Below are 22,114 nucleotides of genomic sequence, written 5' to 3' on the forward strand. Positions count from 1 at the left end.
AAACGATTCAGGCGGGGTCGCGAAGCGCGGCGGTCCACGGCAAGAATAAGCATAACTATGCATTGCTCCGTATGTTTCGTCAATCGAGCTTCCTCTCTGCGTCGCTGACCAGGCCGTATACGGGGGCGGGACGCCGAGCCGCCGCCTACCATCGGGGGCGGATCCAGCCGGGGAGGGCACATGTGGAGCGCGGCCGAGCACGAGGCCATGGGGCGGGGCGTGGCCCGGGAGCTGATGCGCGGGGACACCGTCCCGGTGGCCGGCCGGCTCCTCGGGAACGGGCCGGAGGCCTGGATCGCCTTCGACCGGGAGATGCGGCGCCTCCAGCGGTTCCCGGGGGCCGGGGCGCACGTCGACCGGCTGGAGGCGCGGCTGTGCCACCCCGACGGGCGGATCCGCGCCTCCGCGCTCGCCGCCTGGCGCAATCCTCCGGCCCAGCTCGTCCTGATCCGGTGCGCCGACTGGGTCCCGCAGGTACGGGAGCGCGCCCGCAGGGTGCTGGGCCGGGTGGTGGCCCACCACCCCGTCCGCACCCGGGACCGGGCCCGCAGGGCGCTGAACCGGCCGGTGGCCGACGATCCCGCCCGCGTGCTGGCCGCGCTCACCCCGCTCGCCCTGCGGCTGGGCGGTCGCGAGCAGGGCGCCTGGGCCGTCGAGCAGCTGGAGGCCGCCCTCGGCGGCCGGTACTCCGTCCTCGCCGCGTGGTGGCGTCCCGGGCTGCCCTCGACGACCTGGAGCTGGAACTCGCTGACCCCCCGGCAGCGCGAGCACCTGCTGGAGCGCCTGGCCGGGAGCGCCGACCGGCCGACCCGCCGCTTCGCCACCCGGGTGGCCCTCGGCGTCGGGCGGTACGGCGCGGGGGAGCTCGCCCGGCGGGCCGCCGTCGAGCGCGATCCGGCGACCGGCCGGATGTGGACCGACGCCGCGCTGGCGGCGCTGGCCGCCGGCGGGCCGGACGAGGGGGCGGTCGACACCCTGCTCGGCTCGCGCTTCCCGCAGGTGCGGGCCGCCGGGGTCACCGCCCTGCGCCGGGCCGGGCGGGCGGCGGAGGCCGACCGCTTCCTCGCCGACCGGGCGGGGTCCGTACGCGCCTGCGCCCGCTGGCTGCTGCGCCAGGACGGCGGAGACCCGCACGCGCACTACCGCGCGCTGCTCGCGGACCCGGAGCGGGTGGACCGGTACGCGGTGACCGGCTTCACCGAGGTGGCCGGACGGGAGGACGCCCCGCTGCTGCGCCCCCTGCTGGAACACCGCGACGGCCCGGTGCGGGGCGCCGCCCTGGCGGGGCTGCGCCGGCTGGGGGCCCGCGTGGAGACCCCGTTGCTGCTGGCCCTGCTGGAGGACTCCTCGGCATCGGCGGCCCGCGAGGCCGCGCTGCACCTGCTCCCGGGGGCCGGGAGGCTGGACGCCGCCGCGCTGGCCGCCCTGGCCGGGCCGCGGCGCCGCCAGCACACCCGCAGGGCCGCCTTCCGGCTGCTGCACGGCCGGGGCGGGAGCGCCGAACTGCGGGCGTCGGTGGCCCTGCTGACGGACCCCGACCCGGGGACCCGTCGGCGCGCGCGGGACCGGGTGGCCTCCTGGAACTGGCTGTCCACCCTGGACGAGGGCGAGGCGGCACGGGCGGAGCTGGGCGGGCTGCTGGCACGGGCGGCCGAGGAACTGGACGCCCTCGACCTGCGCCTGTCCCACTCCCCCGGGGCCCGAGGGCCCGGGCGGGCGCGTCGGATCGGGTGACCTCGGCCCGGCGGCCCCGCTCCCGCCCCGGCCGGGCCCTACCGTCTGACCTGTGCTGCGCAACGCTCTGATCGCCGGTTCGCTGCTCCTCGCCGGGCTGTGGCCGTACGGGCCCGATCCGCTGCCCGCCCGCCTCGCCGACACCGGCGGCGGCAGTCAGCTGATCACCGCCGTCGCACCCGCGCCGGGCTCCACCACGGGTCTGCTGACCTGGTGGGACCGGCGGGCGGGCCGCTGGTACGAGGCCGGGCGCGCGCCCGCCCGGTTCGGCGCGAACGGCCTGACCGAGGGGGCCGCCCGGACCCAGGGCACGAACACCACCCCGGCCGGCCTGTACGACCTGCCGTACGCCTTCGGCACCGCGCACGCTCCGGCCGGCACGGAGTACGCCTACCGGCGGGTGACGGACCGTTCGTGGTGGTGCCAGGACAACGCCTCCGGCAGCTACAACCGCTGGACGGAGCCGCTGCCCGCCGACTGCGCACCGGGCGAGTCCGAGCACCTGGCGGCGTACGGGACCCAGTACGCGCACGCCCTGGTCATCGGCTTCAACTACGAGCGCCCGGTGCGCGGCCGGGGCGCGGGCATCTTCCTGCACGTGGACGGCAGGGGCGCGACGGCGGGCTGCGTCTCCGTGCCGCGGGGCGCGATGCGCGAGCTGCTGCGCTGGGCGAACCCGCGCCGCTCCCCGCACATCGCCATCGGCACCGAGGACGGCCCGCTGGCCGTGACCCGGTACTGAGGGGGTGCCCAGGGGGTGTTGCGAAAGTCCCGCACGGCGCCCGCGGCGCCCGGCACGCACTTCCGCAACACCCCCTAGCCCTCCTTCTGCGCCAGGCGCAGCATGTGGTCGGCCAGGGCCTGGCCGCCCGAGGGGTCGCGGCTGATGAGCATCAGGGTGTCGTCGCCGGCGATGGTGCCGAGGACCGCGTGCAGTTCGGCCTGGTCGATGGCCGAGGCGAGGAACTGCGCGGCCCCGGGCGGGGTGCGCAGGACCACGAGGTTCGCGGAGGCCTCGGCCGAGATCAGCAGTTCGCCGGAGAGGCGCCGCATGCGCTCCTCCTTGGCCGATTCGCCGAGGGGGGCCTGCGGGGTGCGGAAGCCGCCCTCGCTGGGAACCGCGTAGATCAGCTCGCCGCCGGTGTTGCGGATCTTCACCGCGCCCAGCTCGTCGAGGTCGCGGGAGAGCGTCGCCTGGGTGACGCTCAGCCCGTCGTCGGCGAGCAGTTTGGCCAGCTGGCTCTGGGAGCGGACCGGCTGCCGGTTGAGGATGTCCACGATCCGGCGGTGGCGGGCGGTGCGGGTCTGCGGAACGGAGGGGCCGCCGTTCTGCTCGTGTTCCTGCGCCTGGCTCATCGTCGTCTCATTCTCCGGATCGTCCCGCTTCGTCGAGGATGCCGGGAAGTGCCCGGACGAACGCGTCGACCTCGGCCTCGGTGATGACGAACGGGGGCATCAGCCGTACGACGTCGGGGGCGGGCGCGTTGACCAGGAATCCGGCCTGCTGAGCCGCCAGCTGCACCTGCGGTGCAAGGGGCTCCGTCAGCACGATACCCAGCAACAGGCCCGACCCGCGGACGTGGGAGACCAGCCGGTGACCGGAGGCTTCGATTCCGGAGCGCAGCCGCTCGCCCCGGGCCTTGACCCGGTCGAGCAGTCCGTCGGTGGCGATGGTGTCGATCACCGCGAGGCCGGCGGCGCAGGCGACCGGGTTCCCGCCGAAGGTGGTGCCGTGCTGGCCCGGCCGGAGCAGCCCGGCCGTCGGCCCGAAGGCGGCGACGGCGCCGATGGGCAGGCCGCCGCCGAGGCCCTTGGCGAGCGTGACCAGGTCCGGCTCGACGCCTTCGTGCTGCTGGTACTCGAACCAGGTGCCGCAGCGGCCGATGCCGGTCTGGACCTCGTCGAGGGCGAGTAGGGTCCCGGTGGCCCGGGTGATCTCGCGGGCGGCCGTCAGGTAGCCGGCGGGCGGGACGACGACGCCGTTCTCACCCTGGATCGGCTCGATGAGGACGAGCGCGGTCTCCTCGGTGACGGCGGCCCGCAGGGCCTCGACGTCGCCGTAGGGGACGTGGGTGACGTCTCCGGGCAGCGGGAGGAACGGGGCCTGCTTCTTCGGCTGCCCGGTGAGCGCGAGGGCGCCCATGGTCCGGCCGTGGAAGCCGCCGTCGGTGGCGACCATGTGCGTCCGGCCGGTGAGCCGACCGATCTTGAAGACGGCTTCGACCGCCTCTGTGCCGGAGTTGCAGAAGAAGACCCGGCCCTCGCGGCCGAACAGCTGGAGCAGCCGCTCGCCGAGGGCGATGACCGGCTCGGAGGAGAAGAGGTTGGAGACGTGGCCGAGGGTCTTCACCTGCGCGGTGACGGCCTCGACGATCGCCGGGTGGGCGTGGCCGAGGGCGTTGACCGCGATGCCGCCGACGTAGTCGGTGTACTGCGCGCCGTCGGCGTCCCAGACCTGGGCCCCCTCGCCGCGTACGAGGGCCACGGCCGGCGTGCCGTAGTTGTCGGTGAGCGCACCCTTCCAGCGGGCGGCGTACTCCTCGTTGTGCGTCATTGTGCTCCCCCTTGCCGTGCGTCGGGCTCGTGCGTCGCGGGCTGCGGATCGGGCACCACCATGGTGCCGATGCCCTGGTCGGTGAAGATCTCCAGCAGGATCGAGTGCTGGACGCGTCCGTCGAGGACGCGGGCCGTCGGGACCCCGCCCCGCACGGCGTGCAGGCAGCCCTCCATCTTGGGCACCATGCCGCTGGACAGCTCGGGCAGCAGCTTCTCCAGCTCGCCGACCGTGAGCCGGCTGATGACCTCGTCGCTGTGGGGCCAGTCCGCGTAGAGGCCCTCGACGTCGGTGAGGACCATCAGCGTCTCGGCGCCGAGCGCGGCGGCCAGGGCGGCGGCCGCGGTGTCGGCGTTGATGTTGTAGACGTGGCCGTCGTCGGCGCTGCGGGCGATGGAGGAGATGACCGGGATCCGGCCGTCCGCGAGGAGCGCCTCGATCGCGCCGGTGTCGATGGAGGTGATCTCCCCGACCCGGCCGATGTCGACGAGCTCGCCCTCGATCTCGGGCTTGTGCTGGGTGGCGGTGATGGTGTGGGCGTCCTCGCCGGTCAGGCCGACGGCGAGCGGGCCGTGCTGGTTGAGCAGCCCGACCAGCTCCCGCTGGACCTGCCCGGCCAGCACCATGCGGACGATGTCCATCGCCTCGGGCGTGGTGACGCGCAGGCCCGCCTTGAACTCGCTGACCAGGCCTTCCTTGGCGAGCTGGGCCTTGATCTGCGGGCCGCCGCCGTGGACCACGACCGGCTTGAGGCCGGCCTGGCGCAGGAAGACCACGTCCTGGGCGAAGGCCGCCTTGAGCTCCTCGTCGATCATGGCGTTGCCGCCGAACTTGATGACGACGATCTTGCCGTTGTGGCGGGTGAGCCAGGGCAGGGCCTCGATGAGGATCTCCGCCTTGGGCAGCGCGGTGTGCTTCCTCGCGGCGCTCACGACGAGTACGCGCTGTTCTCGTGGACGTACTCGGCCGTCAGGTCGTTGGCCCAGACGACGGCCGACTCGGTGCCGCTCGACAGGTCGGCGGTGATGCGCACCTCGCGCCCCTTCATCGAGACCAGGTCGCGGTCCTCGCCGACCGAGCCGTTCCGGCAGACCCAGACGCCGTTGATGGCGACGTTGAGGCGGTCCGGGTCGAAGGCCGCCTTCGTGGTGCCGATGGCGGAGAGCACCCGGCCCCAGTTCGGGTCCTCGCCGTGGATGGCGCACTTGAGCAGGTTGTTGCGGGCGATGGACCGGCCGACCTCGACCGCGTCGTCCTCGCAGGCCGCGCCGACCACCTCGATGCGGATGTCCTTGCTGGCGCCCTCGGCGTCTCCGATGAGCTGGCGGGCCAGGTCGTCGCAGACGGTCCGGACGGCCCCGGCGAAGTCCTCGTACGCCGGGACCTGCCCGGAGGCGCCGGAGGCGAGCAGCAGCACCGTGTCGTTGGTGGACATGCAGCCGTCGGAGTCGACCCGGTCGAAGGTGGTGCGGGTGGCGTCGCGCAGCGCCTTGTCCAGGGTGGCGCCGTCCAGGTCGGCGTCGGTGGTGAGGACGACGAGCATGGTGGCCAGGCCCGGGGCGAGCATGCCCGCGCCCTTGGCCATGCCGCCGACGGTCCAGCCGTCCCGGGTGGCGGTGGCCGTCTTGTGCACGGTGTCGGTGGTCTTGATGGCGATGGCCGCGGCCTCGCCGCCGTCGGCGGAGAGGGCCGCCGCGGCGGTCTCGATGCCCGGCAGCAGCTTGTCCATGGGGAGCAGGACGCCGATCAGGCCGGTGGAGGCGACGGCGATCTCGCCGGCGTTGTGCTCGCCGCCGGGACCGTGCGCGTTGAGGGTGGCAGCGACCTTCTCGGCGGTGGCGTGGGTGTCCTGGAAGCCCTTGGGGCCGGTGCAGGCGTTGGCGCCGCCGGAGTTGAGGACGACGGCGCTGACCGCGCCGCCGCGCAGGACCTGCTCGGACCAGCGGACCGGCGCGGCCTTGACGCGGTTGGAGGTGAAGACGCCGGCGGCGGCCAGTCGCGGCCCGTTGTTGACCACGAGGGCCAGGTCGGGGTTGCCGTTCGCCTTGATCCCGGCGGCGATGCCCGCCGCCGTGAATCCCTGTGCTGCCGTGACGCTCACGGTGCGACTCCGATCGTGGAAAGTCCCAGTGCCTCGGGGAGGCCGAGGGCGATGTTCATGCTCTGCACCGCGCCGCCGGCGGTGCCCTTGGTCAGGTTGTCGATCGCGCTGATGGCGACGACCCGGTGGGCCGACTCGTCGTAGGCGACCTGGAGGTGGACGGAGTTGGAGCCGTACACCGCCTTGGTGGTCGGCCACACGCCCTCGGGGAGCAGCTGGACGAAGGCCTCGTCCGCGTACGCCTTCTCGTAGGCGGCGCGCAGCGATTCCGCGGTGGTGCCGGGGCGGGCCTTGGCCGAGCAGGTGGCGAGGATGCCGCGCGGCATGGGCACCAGGTTGGGGGTGAAGGAGACGGAGACCCTCTCCCCGGCGAGGGGGGAGAGGTTCTGCACCATCTCGGGGGTGTGGCGGTGGACGCCGCCGACCCCGTAGGGGGTCACGGTGCCCATGACCTCGGAGCCCAGCAGGTGCGGCTTGAGGGCCTTGCCCGCGCCGGAGGTGCCGGTGGCGGCGACGACCACGGCCTCGGGCTCGGCGAGCCGCGCCTGGTAGGCGGGGTAGAGCGCGAGCGAGACGGCGGTGGGGAAGCAGCCGGGGACGGCGATGCGCCTGGTGCCGGCGAGGGCGGCCCGGGCGCCGGGGAGCTCGGGGAGGCCGTAGGGCCAGGTCCCGGCGTGCGGGGCGCCGTAGAAGCGGTCCCAGTCGGCGGAGTCCTTGAGCCGGTGGTCGGCGCCCATGTCGACGACGAGCACGTCGTCGCCGAGCCGGGCGGCGACGGCGGCGGACTGCCCGTGCGGCAGCGCGAGGAAGACGACGTCGTGGCCGGCGAGGACCTCGGCCGTGGTGGGCTCCAGGGTCCGGCCCGCGAGCGGCACCAGGTGCGGCTGGAGGGCGCCGAGGAGCTGTCCGGCGTTGGAGTGGCCGGTCAGCGCGCCGATCTCCACCTCGGGGTGGGAGAGCAGCAGGCGCAGGACCTCACCGCCCGCGTATCCGCTCGCTCCGGCCACCGCTACTCGTACCACCATCGGACCCTCCTCCTCGATGGCATGACTATACGTACCTTTGCAGGTTTATGCAAAGGCTTCCCGGGGTCCGTCACCTCCACAGTCGCGCTCGTATTCGACCTGTTCAAGGGGTGCCCGTCACCGAAGTCGCAGGGGCGCGAGGCACCGCTCCCGTGAGGCCGGACTGGGTGTGGAAGCGCCGGGACCGCGGTGCGTAGCGCAGGGTCCACAGGTGCGCGGAGGTGAAGCCGTCCGCGCGCAGCCGCTCCGGCGTCCCGGCCATCAGGGCTGCGGCGACGCCGGTCCCCCGGCCGTCGGGGTGGGCGTGGAAGCCGAGGATCTCGGCGGTACCGGGGGGCCGGGTCTGCGAGGGCCGGTACCAGGACGGGGCCAGGGGCCGGCCCGTCAGCGAGGGCCGGCAGGACGGTCCCCTGGCGCGGGTGGTGCGGGTGGTGCGGGTGGTGCGGGTCAGGCCGCGGGCGTCGGCTCCAGGGGATGGCGGACCCAGACGTTGGGCTCGACGTAGACCGCGTAGTCGTGCTCCGGCTCGCAGCGGACGAGGCTCAGCGCGCCCGGGACGCGGACCTGGCCGGCCTCGCCGAAGGGAAGTCCGGTCCACTCCCGCCACTGGGCGAGGGAGCCGGTGACGGTCATCGACAGCGGGGCCACGGAGTCGATGACGGCCCCCGCCCGCACGTGGACCCGCAGCCACGGGTCGCAGGGGAGGCCGTCCTCGCGGGTGCGGTACGCGTACTCGGACATCGGGGTCTCCGGCTCGGCGGGCTTGCCGTTGGGCCGGACCGGGGCCACGACCTCCGTGAAGCCGGCGGCCCGGGCGCCCTCGCGCATCGCGGCCAGCATCCGCCCGGAGAGCCCCCGCCCCTGCCGGCCGGCGGCGACCGAGATCTCCAGGGCGCTGACCGTGTCCGGCCGGACCCCGCGCCGCCGGTCGGAGAAGGCCCACATCAGGACCCGGTCCCAGCCCTGGGCGGGCAGCACCCCGCCGCGGTCGGCGGCGTGCAGCGCGAAGGGCACGCTGAAGGCCCGGGCCACCACCTCGTCGCCGTCGGTGGCGATGAACACGTACTCCGGGAACTCCGCGACCAGGCGCGGGTAGAGCAGCCAGGCCACGGAGTCGTGCTGGGCGAACTCCGGCCAGGAGTCCTCCATGTCCCACAGCCGGCCGGCCAGTTCGGGGCGGCGGGCGAGAGAGGTGATCTCGATCTCGGTCATGGGGGCAGGCTAGGCGGGCACCTCCCCCGCCTCAACGGGGTTTGGGGTGCGCCTCCCGCAGGGGCGGCCCGGTCACAGCCCGCCGCGCAGCCGCTGGACGGCCTCCACCAGCTCCCCCGGCCCCGAGACCCCGGCGAAGCTCATCCGGACGTACGCGGCGGGCGGCTCCGCGCAGAAGTAGGGGCGGCCCGGGGCCACCGCGACCCCGGCGCGCAGGGCCGCCGCCGCGAAGTCCGCGTCGCTGCCGCCCCCCGCCGGGCGAACCCACAGCTGGTAGCCCCCGCGCGGCAGGTGCGGCACCTCCGCCCCGGGCAGCTCCCGGCGCAGGGCGCCCGCGAGCACCTCGCGCCGGTGGCGCAGCTCGGCGGCGACGGCCCGCAGGTGGCGGGGCCAGGCGGGGGCGCCGACCAGTTCGAGGGCGGCCTCCTGGAGCGGCCTGGGCACGAAGAAGCTGTCCACGACCTGGATGGCGCGCAGCCGGTCCAGGACCGGGCCGCGGGCGGCGAGCGCGCCGACGCGCAGGCTGGGCGAGGTGGCCTTGGTCAGGGAGCGCACGTGGACGACGATCCCGTCGGCGTCCTCGGCGGCCAGGGTCGCGGGCAGCGGGCCCGCGTCCTCGTGGGCGAGGTTGCGGGCGTAGTCGTCCTCGACCACGAAGGCCCCGGCGGCCCGGGCGATCCGCAGCACCTCGGGCCGCCGCTCGGCGGAGAGCACCGCCCCGGTGGGGTTCTGGAACAGCGGCTGGCACACGAAGACCCGCGCACCCGTGGCCTCGAAGGCGGCGGCCAGCAGCTCCGGCCGGACCCCGTCGGCGTCCACCGGGACGGGCACCGGCCGGCAGCCCGAGGCGCGGGCGATGGCCAGCAGGCCGGGGTAGGTGGGCGACTCCACCAGCACGGGCGCACCGGGCGGGGCGAGCGCCCGCAGGGCGGTGGTCAGGGCGCTCTGTCCGCCCGCGGTGACCATCACGTCGGCGGCGCCCAGCGCCCCCACCGCACCCCCGATCTCCCGGGCGAACCAGTCGCGCAGCTCGGGCAGCCCCTCCATCGGCGGCCGCCCCCAGGCCCCGGGCCGGCGCCCGGCCCGCGCGAGGGCGGCGGCCATGGCCCGCTCGGGCTGGAGCGAGGGGTGCAGGTAGCCGCCGTTGAGCTCGATGACCCCCGGCGGCGGCTGGGCCAGCGAGACCAGCACCCCGGAGGCGTCCACCGAACGCGGGACCACCTCCCCGGCACCCTCGGCGCTCAGGGCGACCTCCTGCCAGGAGGTGTCCCCGGGTGCGGGGTCGGCCGTACGGGGGTGGGCGCGGTACACGCCGGCGCCGGGGCGGGTGACCACGAGCCCCTCGGCCGCGAGCTGGGCGAGGGCCCGGGAGACGGTGACGGGGCTGACGCGGTAGCGCTCGACCAGGGCCCGGCTGGACGGCAGCTTTCCACCCACCGGGTAGCGGTCGAGCTCGGACCGCAGGGATTCCGCCAGTTCCGCCACACTGCTACGCTCGTACATGACAGCACAGAATAGCGCTACTCGCCCGACCCCGATAGCAGTCCAGGCGGGGGGCCGCAGCACGGTCCACGCGGGGGGCCGCGGCGGTACCGCCCTCGCCCTCCTCGGGGTGGTCGCCTTCTCGCTGACCTTCCCGGCCACCGCCTGGGGCCTGGAGAGCTTCGGCCCGTGGTCGTTCGTGGCCCTGCGCAGCGTCCTGGCCGCCGCCATCGCGGGCGGCTTCCTGCTCGCCGGCCGGGTGCCGCCGCCGGCCCGGAGGCACTGGGCGGGGCTCGCCGTCGTCGCCGGCGGAGTGGTCGTGGGGTTCCCGCTGCTGACCACGCTCGCCCTGCAGACCTCCACCACCTCGCACGCCGCCGTCGTGGTGGGCCTGCTCCCGCTGACCACGGCCGCCCTGTCGGCCCTGCGCACCGGGACCCGCCCCCCGCGCGCCTTCTGGGCGGCGGCCGTCGCCGGGGCCCTGGTGGTCCTCGCCTTCACCCTCGCCCAGAGCGGCGGCGCCCCCTCCGCCGGGGACGCCTACCTGTTCGGGGCGCTCCTGGTCTGCGCGGCCGGCTACACCGAGGGCGGCCGCCTGGCCCGGCTGATGCCGGGCTGGCAGGTGATCGGCTGGGCCCTGGTGCTGTGCCTGCCGCTCGCGCTGGCCGGCTCCGCCCTCGGGCTCGCGGCCGAGCCGGTGCACCTGACCTGGCACGGAGCGGCCGGCCTGCTGTGGGCGGCGGCCGGCTCGACCTTCCTCGGGCTCTACGTCTGGTACCGCGGCATGGCCGCGATCGGCGCCCCGCGCGCCAGCCAGCTCCAGCTCGCCCAGCCGCTCCTCACCCTGGTCTGGTCGGTGGCCCTGCTGGGCGAGCACCTGTCCCCGGCGACCCCGCTGGCCGCCGGGGCGGTCCTGGTCTGCATCACCGTGACCCAACGGGTCAAATAGCCCCGGATCGGCCTAAACTACTGGCACCGGATCGACCTGTTCCGAGGGAGGTCAGCAGATGCGAGCGACCGAGGGCGACCAGCTGGTGCAGCACGGCAGGGTTGTGGGCCAGCACGACAGGGTGGGCGAGATCGTCGAGGTGCTGGGCGAGAACGGCGCGCCCCCGTACCGGGTTCACTTCCCGGACGGGCACGACGCCGTGATGTCCCCCGGTCCCGACTGCGTGGTACGCCACCCGGACAGGCCCGAGGGCAAGGCCACCACCACCTGGCACTGATCAGCCTGACACCGGATCAGCGCGGCGCCGCCACCGTCTGGTAGTGGTCGGCGACGACCCGGGCCATGGCTCCGTTGGGGTCCGCGACCACCTGCTTCGCCGAGAAGTAGACGTGGCCGCGGACCTCCGCGTACCGCTTGGCGAAGGTCAGGTGCTTCGACAGCTCCGCCGGATCGCGCCAGGCGGGCGTGGAGCTCTGGGCGTCGCAGCGGTACAGCGCCTCGCCGACGTAGAGGTCCACGCCCGTCCCCGCGACCGTCCGCGCCCACCAGGGGACGATCGCCGCGTAGTCGGCCTGCGGGTGGCCGAGCTGCCAGTACGCCTGCGGCACGATGTAGTCGATCCAGCCCTCGGTGACCCACTTGCGGGTGTCCGCGTACAGGTCGTCGTACGTCTGCACGCCCGCCCGGGTCGGCGAGCCGAGCGGGTCGGTCTCCTGGTTGCGCCACACCGCGAAGGGGCTGACGCCGAACCGCGCCGACGGACGGACCTGGCGCAGCCGCTGCGCCATCTCCGACACGAGGGTGTCGGTGTTGTGGCGGCGCCAGGCGGCGCGGGTGCCGAAGGAGGCCCCGTAGTCGGCGTAGGCCTCGTCGTCGTCGAAGTACTCCCCCGCCACCGGGTACGGGTAGAAGTAGTCGTCCCAGTGCACCCCGTCGACCGGGTAGCGGGAGACGGCGTCCAGCATCGCCTCCTGCACGAAGGCCCGCACCTGGGGCAGCCCGGGGTTGTAGTAGAGCCTGCCGCCGTACGGGACGACCCAGCCGGGGTTGCGGCGGGCCGGGTGCGCGGCGGCCAGCCGGGAGGGGTCGGCGTGGTTGGCCACCCGGTACGGGTTGAACCAGGCGTGCAGTTCCAGCCCGCGGGCGTGCGCCTCGGCGACCGCCGTGCCCAGCGGGTCCCAGCCCGGGTCCTTGCCCTGCGTCCCGGTCAGCCACTGCGACCAGGGTTCGCGCGCCGAGGGCCAGAACGAGTCGGCGGCCGGCCGGACCTGGAGGACCACGGCGTTCAGCCGGCGCCGGACGGCGGTGTCCAGGAGCGCGGTCAGCTCCGCGCGCTGCTCCCGGGCGGACAGCCCCGACGCGGAGGGCCAGTCCACGTTCTGTACGGTCGCGATCCACATCCCCCGGAACTCCCGGGCCGCCGCCCGGCCCGCTCCCCCGCCCCCGCCGCCCGACCGCGGCGCCCGCGCCGGGCCGGGGGCCGCCTGCGCCGGGCCCGCGCCCGCCGCGGCGGCCAGCGCCCCCGCCGCTCCCGCCAGCAGCCCCCGCCGTCCGATGTACGTCATGTGACGACTCCGTTCCACTCCGTGACAACGCTTCGCGAACGCCCAGCATGCCCGCCCCGCCCCGTCACCGGCGGGAAGGACGGGAGTAACGTCGGGGGGCGTGGCGGGCGCCGGGGTGCAGTTACCACTGCCGAACAACGGGGGACCCGCGATGGATGAGCAGCGAAAGGCACGATGTGACGGACCTCTCTACCCTTGCGACCGACATCACCAAGGTCGGCGTGGTGGGCTGTGGCCAGATGGGCGCGGGCATCGCTGAGGTGTGCGCCCGCAGCGGTCTTGAGGTGAAGGTCGCCGAGACCACCGGGGAGGCCCTGGAGATCGGGCGCACCCGGCTGCACAACTCGCTGACCAAGGCCGCCGAACGCGGCAAGATCAGCGAGGAGGAGCGGGACGCCACCCTGGCCCGCCTCACCTTCACCACCGACCTCGGCGAGTTCGCCGACCGCGACCTCGTCATCGAGGCCGTCGTCGAGAACGAGCAGGTCAAGACGGAGATCTTCCAGGTCCTGGACCAGGTCATCACCCGTCCGGACGCGATCCTCGCCTCCAACACCTCCTCGATCCCGCTGGTCAAGCTGGCCGTCGCGACCTCGCGGCCGGACCAGGTCATCGGCATCCACTTCTTCAACCCGGCGCCCGTGCAGCGGCTCGTCGAGCTGATCCCGGCTCTGACGACGGGCGAGGAGACCGTCAAGCGGTCCGAGGCCCTGGTGCGGGACGTGCTGGGCAAGCACGCCGTCCGCGCCCAGGACCGGTCCGGCTTCGTGGTCAACGCCCTCCTCGTGCCGTACCTGCTGTCGGCGATCCGGATGTTCGAGTCCGGCATCGCGAGCCGCGAGGACATCGACAACGGCATGGAGCTGGGCTGCGCCCACCCCATGGGCCCGCTGAAGCTGTCCGACCTCATCGGCCTGGACACCATCGCGTCCATCGCCGACTCGATGTACGCCGAGTACAAGGAGCCGCTGTACGCGGCTCCCCCGCTGCTCCAGCGGATGGTCGACGCGGGCCGCCTGGGCCGCAAGACGGGCTCGGGTTTCTACCCGTACGGCTGACCCTCCCCCGGGCGGCTCGCGGGGGGGCCGTCCGGCCCGCCCGCTACGGCCGGCCCAGCCGGAGGTGGTGCAGCAGGAGCAGCCCGGCCGCCATGTTGGCGGCCGGGACCTCCCCGCGCCCGATCATGTCCGGTACGAGCTTCAGCGGCACCCACTCGCGGCGCGAGGACTCGAAGCCGTCCTCCGGTTCCCCGATGAGGGTGGCCCCGTCCGCCCAGTAGAGGTGGTGGCGGGCGTCCGTCAGTCCGTTGGAGGGCTCGACGGTCATCAGGTGGTGGAGCGGACCGGGCCTCCAGCCCGACTCCTCCTCCATCTCCCGGGCGGCCGCCGCCTCCGGGGACTCCCCGTCCTCGACCACCCCGGCGGGCAGCTCCCAGCCCCAGCTGTCCGTGATGAACCGGTGCCGCCACAACAGCAGCACCTCGTCGGCCTCGTTGACGGCCGTGGCCACGGCGACCGGCCGCAGCCGGATGACGAAGTGGTCCAGGTGCCGGCCGTCGGGGAGTTCCACGTCCGCGAGGTTCACGTCGAACCAGCGGTTCTTGTACACGGTCTGCTCACTCAGGTTCGTCCACTGCACGGTCGTGCCGCCTTCCGGTTCGTAGGTGGCAACATGGCAGCAGCTCGGACCGTCACAGGGGAACGCGCAGCGCCCCGTCGATGAGGTCGGCGGTCTCCTGCGCACCGGCGCAGCCGCTGGTCAGCAGGGCTTCCCGCACCGTGCGCAACCGGTCGCGCAGCCGCAGCGACTCCATCCCCCGGGCCCGCTCGGCCATTTCGGCCGCCGAGGCCGCGGCGCGGTCCGCTTCCCCCTGGCGCAGCTGGATCTCGCACAGCATGGCGAGCCGGTGCACCCGCCCCCGGTCGTGCGCCGGGGTGCCGACGGCCTCGGCCGCCTGCTCGTGCGCGCCGTCCAGGTCCCCCAGGCTCAGCAGCGCCTCCGCCACCTGGACGTTGACCAGGCCGGGCTGGACGTAGCCCGTCTCGGCGGGCTCGGTGCCGGGCCGGATCCGTTCGGCGGCGGCCTCCGCGCGCCGGATGCAGCCCAGGGCGGCTGCGGTGTCCCCGAGTTGGGCGTAGGCCTTGGCCTGCATCGCGTACAGGTCGGCGGCCAGGGCCGGGGTGATCCGGCTGCCGGCGGCCCGCAGCGCGGCCTCCGCGAAGGCCACCGCCTGGCGGAAGTCCCGCAGGTGCAGGGACTGGTTGACCAGCAGGGCGATCACGTAGGCCCCGAGCCCCCGGTCCCCGCTGGCCTTGGCCAGGCGCAGGGCCTGGTGGAAGTAGCGCTGGGCGAGGCCGTGCGCGTCGGAGTCGTACGCGCAGATGCCCGCGACGGCCACCAGCGACCCGGTGGCGCGGTACAGCCGGCGGCCGAGGTCGTCCGGGTAACTGCCGCGCAGCATCGGGGCGGTCTCATTGCCGAGGAAGCGGACGATCCGGGCCCGGGTGGCCATCCCGCCGGCCCGACGGTACATCAGCTCGTAGTGGGCCCGCGCCGCCCCCAGGATCTCGATGTGCTCGGGGCCGATCCGCTGCGTGCCCGAGCGGGACACGTCGGCGTCCTCGGGCGGGTTCTCCCACTCCCACACCGGGATCACGGCGGGGGTTCCGGTGAGGGCCTGCGCGGTGAGCTGCGCGGGCCGGCCCAGTTCGTCGGAGCGCCACAGGGCGGTGGCCCGGTCCACGAAGCCGCTGAGCCGGGTGGCGTGCGGGGTCTGCCCGCCGGGGACGCCGAGGCCGATGTCGTCGAGGCCCACGGGGCGGTGCAGGCGTCCGCCCAGCACCTCGCAGATGAGGTCGGGCACCTGGCCCCGGGGTCGCTGCCCCTTCAACCAGCGCGAGACCGCGGTGTGTTCGTAGCGCAGCGCGAGTCCGCGGGACCGTCCCGCCTGGTTGACGTGCGCGGCGAGTCCGGCGTGTGACATGCCCGCCTCGGCGAGGAGGGCGTCGAGCAGGGCGTTGGGCTGCATGGGCCCCTCCAAGGGCTCGTCGGCTCCAGGCTAGTGGCTGGGCAGGGTGCGCGGGGTGCGGTGCGTCCAATTCACACGGGGTGTGAAACAAGAACGCGCATAAATGCGATACGCACCCTGCCGCGAGGGGGCCGCGGCGCGGTTCACTGAAGAGCCTCGCCAAGGAGGCCGCCCGGTCGTCGGCTCCCCCTCGTACAGTGCGACGACCCGGCACCGCGCCGCCCGCCCTGCTGTCTGCCCGACACTCCATGGCGGGCGGGCGGCGCACCACGGCTCCGCGGGGGCCGCCCGGTTGGTCGCCGGGCCCCCCGCCCGAGCCGGCCGGCTTCGCACCGGGTCCGTCCACCGGCCCGGTGCGGAGCGGCAGCACCGGTGACACGGATCCGCCCGGGCCGTTCCACTCCCCCCGGCCGGGCGGGTCCGGTCCCGGGGCGGAGCCGCCCGCACTCCCACCCGTACGGGTGAACCCCCGCCCGGCATGCCTGAGGGGCCCGTCCGGTGGTCGGACGGGCCCCTCAGCGGGTCCTGCTCACGGCGGGTCAGGCGCCGCGCAGCACCGCCCCGGTCCGCTCGCCGGCGAGGGCCACCGCGGCGTCGCGCGCGGCCGTGGACTCCTCGGCGGTCAGGGTGCGGTCGGGCGCGCGGAAGCGCAGGGCGTACGCGAGGGACTTCTTGCCCTCGCCGACCTGCTCACCGGTGAACACGTCGAACAGCCGCAGCGATTCGAGGAGTTCGCCGGCCCCCTGGCGCAGCGCGGCCTCCACGGCCGCGGCCGGGACGGACGCGTCGACGATCAGCGCGACGTCCTGGGTCGCCACCGGGAAGGTGGAGATCCGGGGCGCCTGGAGGGCCTCGCCGCCGGCCGCCGCGAGGCGGTCGAGGTCGAGCTCCATGGCGCTGGTGCGCGCCGGCAGGCCGAGGGCCTTGACCACGCGCGGGTGCAGCTCGCCGGCGTGGCCGATGACCGTCTCGACGCCGTCGAGGGTCACGACCAGCTCGGCGCAGCGGCCGGGGTGCCACGGCCCGTACTGGCCCTGGCGGACGACCAGCTCGGCGTCGGCCTCGACGGCCAGCGCGCGGGCGGCCTGGACCGCGTCGGCCCAGTCGGCCGGACGGCCCTTGCCCCACCAGCCGGCCTGCTCGCGGGCGCCGGCCAGCACGACCGCGGCGTACCGCGGCTGCGCGGGCAGGGCCGCGTCCAGGGTGGCGATCTCCTCGTCCGTGGGACGGCGGTCGACCGGCAGCCGTACGGCGGCACCCGGCTGCTCGCCGGCCCGGAAGACCGAGCCGGTCTCGAAGAGGGCCAGGTCGTGGCTGCCGCGGCTGTCGTTGCGGCGCAGCGCGCCGAGCAGGCCCGGCAGCAGCGTGGTGCGCAGCGCCGGCTCCTCGTCGGAGAGCGGGTTGACCAGCTTGACCACCCGGCGGCTCGCGTCGTCCGCGGGCAGCTGGAGCTGGTCGAAGACGCCCTCGCCGATGAACGGGTAGCTCAGCGCCTCGACGTAGCCGGCGCCGGCCAGGGCGCGGCCGACGCGGCGGTGCAGCTGCTGGCGCGGGGTCAGACCGCGGCCGGAGGGCACCTGCGGGAGGGTGGACGGGAGGTTCCCGTAGCCCTCCAGGCGGATGACCTCCTCGGCGAGGTCGTTGGGCGCGGCGAGGTCGGGCCGCCACGACGGGACGGTGACGACGAGCTCGTCCTGGCCGTAGACGTCGCAGCCGATCTCCTGGAGGCGGCGCACGACGGTCTCGCGGCCGTACTCCATGCCCGCGACCCGGTCCGGGTGGTCGGCGCGCATCGCGATGGTGCGCGGGGCGCCCGGGGCGATGAGCTCGGTGACCCCGGCCTCGGCGGTGCCGCCGGCGAGCAGCACGAGGAGGTCGACGGTGCGCTGGGCGGCAGCGGCGGCGGCCATCGGGTCGACGCCGCGCTCGAAGCGCTTGGAGGCCTCGGAGGACAGCTTCAGGCGGCGGGCGGTGCGCGAGATCGACACGGAGTCGAAGTGCGCGGCCTCGATGACCACGTCGGTGGTCCCCGTGACGACGCCGGTCTCCGGGTCGGTGACGGAGTCCGCGATCTCGGTGTTGGCGCCGCCCATGACACCGGCGAGCCCGATCGGGCCGCTGTTGTCGGTGATCACCAGGTCCTCGGCGTCGAGGGTCCGCTTGACCCCGTCGAGGGTGGTGAACTTCTCGCCCTGCTCGGCGCGGCGAACGCCGATCTCGCCGTCGAGGCGGGAGCGGTCGTAGGCGTGCAGCGGCTGGCCCAGTTCGAGCATCACGTAGTTGGTGATGTCGACGGCGAGCGAGATCGGGCGCATGCCGGCCTTCTGGAGGCGGCGGGTGAGCCAGATCGGGGAGCGCGCCTCGGGGTCGAGGCCGGTCACCGTGCGGGCGGTGAAGCGGTCGCAGCCCTGCGGGTCGGAGATCTTCACCGCGTAGCCGTACGAGTTCGGCGCCGGGACGTCGAGCAGCGCCGGGTCGCGCAGCGGCAGGCCGTAGGCGGTGGCGGCCTCGCGGGCCACGCCGCGCATCGACATGCAGTAGCCGCGGTCCGGGGTGATGTCGATGTCGAGGACCTCGTCGACGAGCTGGAGCAGCTCGATCGCGTCGGTGCCGGGCTCGTACTCCGGCGGCAGCACGATGATGCCGTGCGTGCCGTCGTCGCCCATGCCCAGCTCCTCGCCGGAGCAGATCATGCCGTGGGAGGTCTTGCCGTACGTCTTGCGCGAGGCGATCGCGAAATCGCCGGGCAGGACGGCGCCGGGCAGGACCACGACGACCTTGTCGCCGACGGAGAAGTTGCGGGCGCCGCAGACGATCTCCTGCGGCTCGCCGGTGCCGTTGGCGGTGCCGACGTCGACGGTGCAGAAGCGGATGGGCTTGCGGAAGCCCTCCAGCTCCTCGATGGTCAGCACCTGGCCGACGACGAGGGGGCCCTTGAGGCCGGCGCCGAGCGTCTCGACGGTCTCGACCTCGAGGCCGGCGTCGACGAGCTTGGCGGCCACGTCGCGGCCGGTCTCACCCGCGGGGAGGTCGACGTACTCCCGCAGCCAGGAAAGCGGGACGCGCATCAGATCTCACTCCCGAACGGCCGGGTGAAGCGCACGTCACCCTCGACCATGTCTCGCATGTCTTCAACGTTGTGGCGGAACATCAGCATCCGCTCGATGCCGAACCCGAAGGCGAAGCCGCTGTACTTCTCGGGGTCCACACCGCAGGCGACGAGCACCTTCGGGTTGACCATGCCGCAGCCGCCGAGCTCGATCCAGCCCTCGCTGGAGCAGGTGCGGCAGGGGCGGTCGGGGTTGCCCACCGACGCGCCGCGGCAGACGTAGCACTGCATGTCCATCTCGGCGGACGGCTCGGTGAAGGGGAAGAAGTGCGGGCGCAGGCGCGTGGTGGTCTGCTCCCCGAAGAGCTCCTTGACCATGTGGTCGATGGTGCCCTTGAGGTCGGCCATGGTCAGGCCCTCGTCGACGGCGAGGAGCTCGACCTGGTGGAAGACCGGGGTGTGCGTCGCGTCGAGCTCGTCGGTGCGGTACACGCGGCCCGGGCAGACGATGTAGACGGGGGGCTTGCGCTCCAGCAGCGAACGCGCCTGCACCGGGGAGGTGTGGGTGCGCAGCACGACGCCGGACTCGTCGCCCTGGGTGCCCTCGGGGCCCTGGACGAAGAAGGTGTCCTGCATCTGGCGGGCCGGGTGGTCGGGCGTGAAGTTGAGGGCGTCGAAGTTGAACCACTCCGCCTCGACCTCGGGGCCTTCCGCGACCTCGTAGCCCATGCCGACGAAGATGTCCGCGATGCGGTCCATCAGCGTCGTCAGCGGGTGGCGGGCGCCGGCGGGCACGCGGTCGTAGGGCAGCGTGACGTCCACCGCCTCCTCGACCAGCACCCGCTCGTCGCGCTCGGCCTCCAGGGCGACCGTGCGGGCCCCGAAGGCCTTGTTCACGGCGCCGCGGGCCTGTCCGACGCGCTTGCCCGCCTCGGCCTTGGCCTGGGGCGGCAGGGCGCCGATCTCGCGGTTGGCGAGCGCGAGGGGCGAGCGGTCGCCCATGTGCGCGGTCTTCGCCTCGCGGAGCTCGTCGAGGTCGCCGGCGGACGCGAAGGCGGCGAGCGCCTCGTCCCGCATGCGCTCGATCTCTTCCGGTTTCAGTGCCTCGACCTCGACAGGGTCGTACGACTTGTTCGGTGCCGACATCTCTTCCCGTACTTCCGATGGCTGGCTGGTGGGTCCCCGCGCGACCCGCACGACTCGATCGGCATGATCGGCACGAGGACACAAAGGTGCCAAAGGACGAGTCTAAGGGCCGCCGGGGGTGAGGAAGCCCGTGGGCCGCCTGGCGAGACTCTCCGCAGGGTTACTGGGTGAGGTAGGCCGGCGCGCTCACGGGCAGCATAAATCGGAACTCCGCGCCGCCGCCGGGTCCGCGCCCGACGGTGATGGTGCCGCCGTGGGCCTCCACGATGCCCTTGACGATGTACAGGCCCAGGCCGGTGCCGCCGCGCTTGCTCCCCCGCCAGAAGCGGGTGAAGACGCGGCCCATCGACTCCTCGGGGATCCCGGGGCCCTCGTCGGTCACGGTGACGGCTGTTCCCTTCTCGTACGGCGCTACGTCGATGGTGACCGTTCCGTCGCCGTGCCGCACCGCATTTTCGAGGAGGTTGCCCAGGATCTGGTCGATCTTGTCCGGGTCGGCCCACAGGTCGGGCAGCGGACGGCTGACGCGCACGAGGAACCGGTCGGGGGCCTGGCCGTTCGCGGTGAGGGCCTGGACGTGCCGGCCGACGGCCGCGGCGATGTCCACCGGCTGGCGGCGGACCTCCAGGCGGCCGGAGTCGATGCGGGAGATGTCGAGGAGCTCCGCGATCAGGCGGGTGACGCGGTTGGCGTCGGCGTCGACGGTCTCCAGCATCAGCCGCTTCTGGTCGTCGGTGAACCGCTCCCACTTGGCGAGCAGGGTCGCCGTGAACCCCTTGACGGAGGTCAGCGGGGAGCGCAGTTCGTGCGCGACGGTCGCGATCAGCTCGGCGTGGCTGCGCTCGGTGCGGCGGCGGGCCTCGGTGCCGCGCAGGGTGACCACGAGGCGGCTCAGCGGGCCGGTGGGGTGGGTGCGCACGTACCGGGCGGAGACCAGCACCTCGCGGCCGCCGGGCAGCAGCAGGTTGCGCTCGGGCTGGCCGCGCCGGGTGGCGAGGCCGCCGTACGGGTCGGTCAGAGCCCACCAGCGGCGGCCTTCGAGGTCCTCCAGCGGGAGCGCCCGCTCGATGCGGGCGCCGAGGGCCTCGCCGGCCGCGATGGCGGTGATCCGGGAGGCGGCCCGGTTGAAGCAGACGACCTGCCCGGTGTGGTCCGCGACCACGAGCCCGTCGGGGAGCTCGTCGGGGTCGACGGCGGACAGGGCGTCGGGGGTCTCGCGGGCGTCCCGGAACCCGCGGCCGGCGGTGCGGGCCTGCGGCGGGACGGAGCCCAGGGCGTCCGGCGGCGCGGGGACGTCCCCGAACCGCTCCTCGGCCGCGCCGGCGGCCCCCGGCGAGCTGTTCGTGCCGACGGTCATGTCCCCGTACCCCACATCTCCGGGCAGCGCAGTGGCCCCCGGACGGCCACATTACTAGCTGGGGGTCACGGAGCGGCACCCTCCGGGCGCCCGCTGTGCACGCGCGGACGCGTAGAGGCACACGGCGGCGGCGGTGGCGAGGTTCAGGCTCTCGGCCTTGCCGTGGATCGGGACCCGCACCACGGCGTCCGCGAGCGCCCGGGTCTCCTCGGGCAGGCCCCAGGCCTCGTTGCCGAAGACCCAGGCCGAGGGGCCGCCCATGGTGCCGGCGTCCAGCTCGGCGTCGAGGTCGTCCTGCCCGGCCCCGTCGGCCGCGAGGATCCGCACGCCCGCCGCCCGCAGCCCCGCCACGGCCTGTTCGACGGGGACGCCGACGGCCACCGGGAGGTGGAAGAGGGAGCCCACGGAGGCGCGGACGGACTTGGGGTTGTAGAGGTCGACGGAGGCGTCGGTCAGCACCACCGCGTCGGCGCCCGCGGCGTCCGCGCAGCGCAGGACGGTGCCGGCGTTCCCGGGGTCGCGGACGTGGGCGAGGACGGCGACCAGCCTGGGCCCCGTCTTGAGGATCTCCTCGAAGGGAGAGTCCAGGAAGTGGCAGACGCCCACGAGGCCCTGCGGGGTGACGGTCTGCGAGACCTCGGCGAGCACCTCGTCGGAGGCGTAGTGCACGCGCGCCCCGCCCAGCAGGGCGGCCTCGACGATGTCGGCGTAGCGCTCGGCTGCCTCGACGGTGGCGAACAGCTCGATCAGGGTCGCGCCCTGGGACCCGCGGTGCTCGACCGCCTCGCGGACGGCCTGGGGGCCCTCGGCGAGGAACCGGCGCTCCTTCGTGCGGAAGTTGCGCCGCGCCAGCCGCCGTGCGGCGGCCACCCGCGGGGATCGGGGGGAGATCAGCTCGGCGGGGCTGGGCAT

At 74.5% G+C, this 22,114-nt stretch carries 19 protein-coding genes; 5 read left to right on the forward strand and 14 right to left on the reverse strand.

Annotated elements, in window-relative coordinates; translation table 11 throughout:
* The first annotated feature begins 180 nt into the window (after positions 1–180).
* Both AB0469_RS28620 and AB0469_RS28625 read left to right on the forward strand, forming a co-directional pair.
* Positions 181–1,734 carry a HEAT repeat domain-containing protein gene (locus tag AB0469_RS28620; RefSeq protein ID WP_366454334.1) on the forward strand — a complete coding sequence of 518 codons (1,554 nt, stop codon included), beginning with the start codon at positions 181–183 and terminating at the stop codon, positions 1,732–1,734.
* A gap of 55 nt (positions 1,735–1,789) precedes the next feature.
* Entirely contained in the window at positions 1,790–2,476 is a 687-nt protein-coding gene (locus tag AB0469_RS28625) for a L,D-transpeptidase family protein (protein WP_366454394.1), read from the forward strand.
* Between the two features lie 74 nt (positions 2,477–2,550).
* Here AB0469_RS28625 and AB0469_RS28630 read toward each other — a convergent pair whose 3' ends face one another.
* The 7 genes from AB0469_RS28630 to AB0469_RS28660 form a co-directional block, all read right to left on the reverse strand.
* Positions 2,551–3,090 (reverse strand): arginine repressor, encoded by a 540-nt coding sequence (locus tag AB0469_RS28630; protein ID WP_079425174.1) that lies wholly within the window; start codon positions 3,088–3,090, stop codon positions 2,551–2,553.
* Between the two features lie 7 nt (positions 3,091–3,097).
* Positions 3,098–4,288 (reverse strand): acetylornithine transaminase, encoded by a 1,191-nt coding sequence (locus AB0469_RS28635; protein WP_366454335.1) that lies wholly within the window; start codon positions 4,286–4,288, stop codon positions 3,098–3,100.
* On the reverse strand, positions 4,285–5,220 hold the full coding sequence (argB, locus tag AB0469_RS28640; RefSeq protein ID WP_366454336.1) for an acetylglutamate kinase: 936 nt from the start codon (positions 5,218–5,220) through the stop codon (positions 4,285–4,287). The genes AB0469_RS28635 and argB overlap by 4 nt, the downstream gene beginning before the upstream one ends.
* A complete protein-coding gene (argJ, locus tag AB0469_RS28645) occupies positions 5,217–6,389 on the reverse strand; it encodes a bifunctional glutamate N-acetyltransferase/amino-acid acetyltransferase ArgJ (protein WP_366454337.1) in 1,173 nt (390 codons plus the stop codon). Before argJ ends, argB begins: the two co-directional genes overlap by 4 nt.
* On the reverse strand, positions 6,386–7,414 hold the full coding sequence (argC, locus tag AB0469_RS28650) for an N-acetyl-gamma-glutamyl-phosphate reductase (RefSeq protein WP_366454338.1): 1,029 nt from the start codon (positions 7,412–7,414) through the stop codon (positions 6,386–6,388). The genes argJ and argC overlap by 4 nt, the downstream gene beginning before the upstream one ends.
* Positions 7,415–7,861: 447 nt before the next feature.
* A complete protein-coding gene (locus AB0469_RS28655) occupies positions 7,862–8,626 on the reverse strand; it encodes an N-acetyltransferase (protein WP_366454339.1) in 765 nt (254 codons plus the stop codon).
* Between the two features lie 72 nt (positions 8,627–8,698).
* Positions 8,699–10,129 (reverse strand): PLP-dependent aminotransferase family protein, encoded by a 1,431-nt coding sequence (locus tag AB0469_RS28660; protein WP_366454340.1) that lies wholly within the window; start codon positions 10,127–10,129, stop codon positions 8,699–8,701.
* Between AB0469_RS28660 and AB0469_RS28665 the strand changes: the two genes are divergently transcribed.
* Both AB0469_RS28665 and AB0469_RS28670 read left to right on the forward strand, forming a co-directional pair.
* Complete coding sequence (locus tag AB0469_RS28665) at positions 10,128–11,057, forward strand: DMT family transporter (RefSeq protein WP_366454341.1); 930 nt, start codon at positions 10,128–10,130, stop codon at positions 11,055–11,057. The two genes, AB0469_RS28660 and AB0469_RS28665, sit on opposite strands and share 2 nt — an antisense overlap.
* Before the next feature lie 58 nt (positions 11,058–11,115).
* A complete protein-coding gene (locus tag AB0469_RS28670; protein ID WP_366454342.1) occupies positions 11,116–11,334 on the forward strand; it encodes a DUF1918 domain-containing protein in 219 nt (72 codons plus the stop codon).
* A 16-nt stretch (positions 11,335–11,350) separates the two neighbouring features.
* On the opposite strand, the gene AB0469_RS28675 is transcribed toward AB0469_RS28670, so the two are convergent.
* The gene (locus AB0469_RS28675) at positions 11,351–12,622 is read right to left on the reverse strand and encodes a family 10 glycosylhydrolase (RefSeq protein WP_366454343.1); all 1,272 of its coding nucleotides are present in this window, start codon (positions 12,620–12,622) and stop codon (positions 11,351–11,353) included.
* A gap of 155 nt (positions 12,623–12,777) precedes the next feature.
* On the opposite strand from AB0469_RS28675, the gene AB0469_RS28680 reads away from it, so the two are divergent.
* Positions 12,778–13,680 carry a 3-hydroxybutyryl-CoA dehydrogenase gene (locus AB0469_RS28680; protein WP_366454344.1) on the forward strand — a complete coding sequence of 301 codons (903 nt, stop codon included), beginning with the start codon at positions 12,778–12,780 and terminating at the stop codon, positions 13,678–13,680.
* A 43-nt stretch (positions 13,681–13,723) separates the two neighbouring features.
* Here the strand turns inward: AB0469_RS28680 and AB0469_RS28685 are convergent, their stop codons facing one another.
* The 6 genes from AB0469_RS28685 to AB0469_RS28710 form a co-directional block, all read right to left on the reverse strand.
* Positions 13,724–14,260: an NUDIX domain-containing protein gene (locus tag AB0469_RS28685; RefSeq protein WP_042816658.1), complete on the reverse strand. Its 537-nt coding sequence runs from the start codon at positions 14,258–14,260 to the stop codon at positions 13,724–13,726.
* 52 nt (positions 14,261–14,312) lie between these two features.
* Positions 14,313–15,650, reverse strand: coding sequence for a transcriptional regulator (locus AB0469_RS28690; protein WP_366454345.1), 1,338 nt, complete (start codon positions 15,648–15,650; stop codon positions 14,313–14,315).
* A gap of 539 nt (positions 15,651–16,189) precedes the next feature.
* On the reverse strand, positions 16,190–18,718 hold the full coding sequence (gene pheT, locus AB0469_RS28695; protein WP_366454346.1) for a phenylalanine--tRNA ligase subunit beta: 2,529 nt from the start codon (positions 18,716–18,718) through the stop codon (positions 16,190–16,192).
* Positions 18,718–19,845, reverse strand: coding sequence for a phenylalanine--tRNA ligase subunit alpha (gene pheS, locus AB0469_RS28700; RefSeq protein ID WP_042819419.1), 1,128 nt, complete (start codon positions 19,843–19,845; stop codon positions 18,718–18,720). Before pheS ends, pheT begins: the two co-directional genes overlap by 1 nt.
* Positions 19,846–20,005: 160 nt before the next feature.
* Entirely contained in the window at positions 20,006–21,202 is a 1,197-nt protein-coding gene (locus tag AB0469_RS28705; RefSeq protein ID WP_366454347.1) for an ATP-binding protein, read from the reverse strand.
* Between the two features lie 54 nt (positions 21,203–21,256).
* A complete protein-coding gene (locus AB0469_RS28710) occupies positions 21,257–22,114 on the reverse strand; it encodes an RNA methyltransferase (protein ID WP_366454348.1) in 858 nt (285 codons plus the stop codon).

The organism is Streptomyces sp. NPDC093801, from assembly GCF_040701585.1.
Taxonomy (GTDB): domain Bacteria; phylum Actinomycetota; class Actinomycetes; order Streptomycetales; family Streptomycetaceae; genus Streptomyces.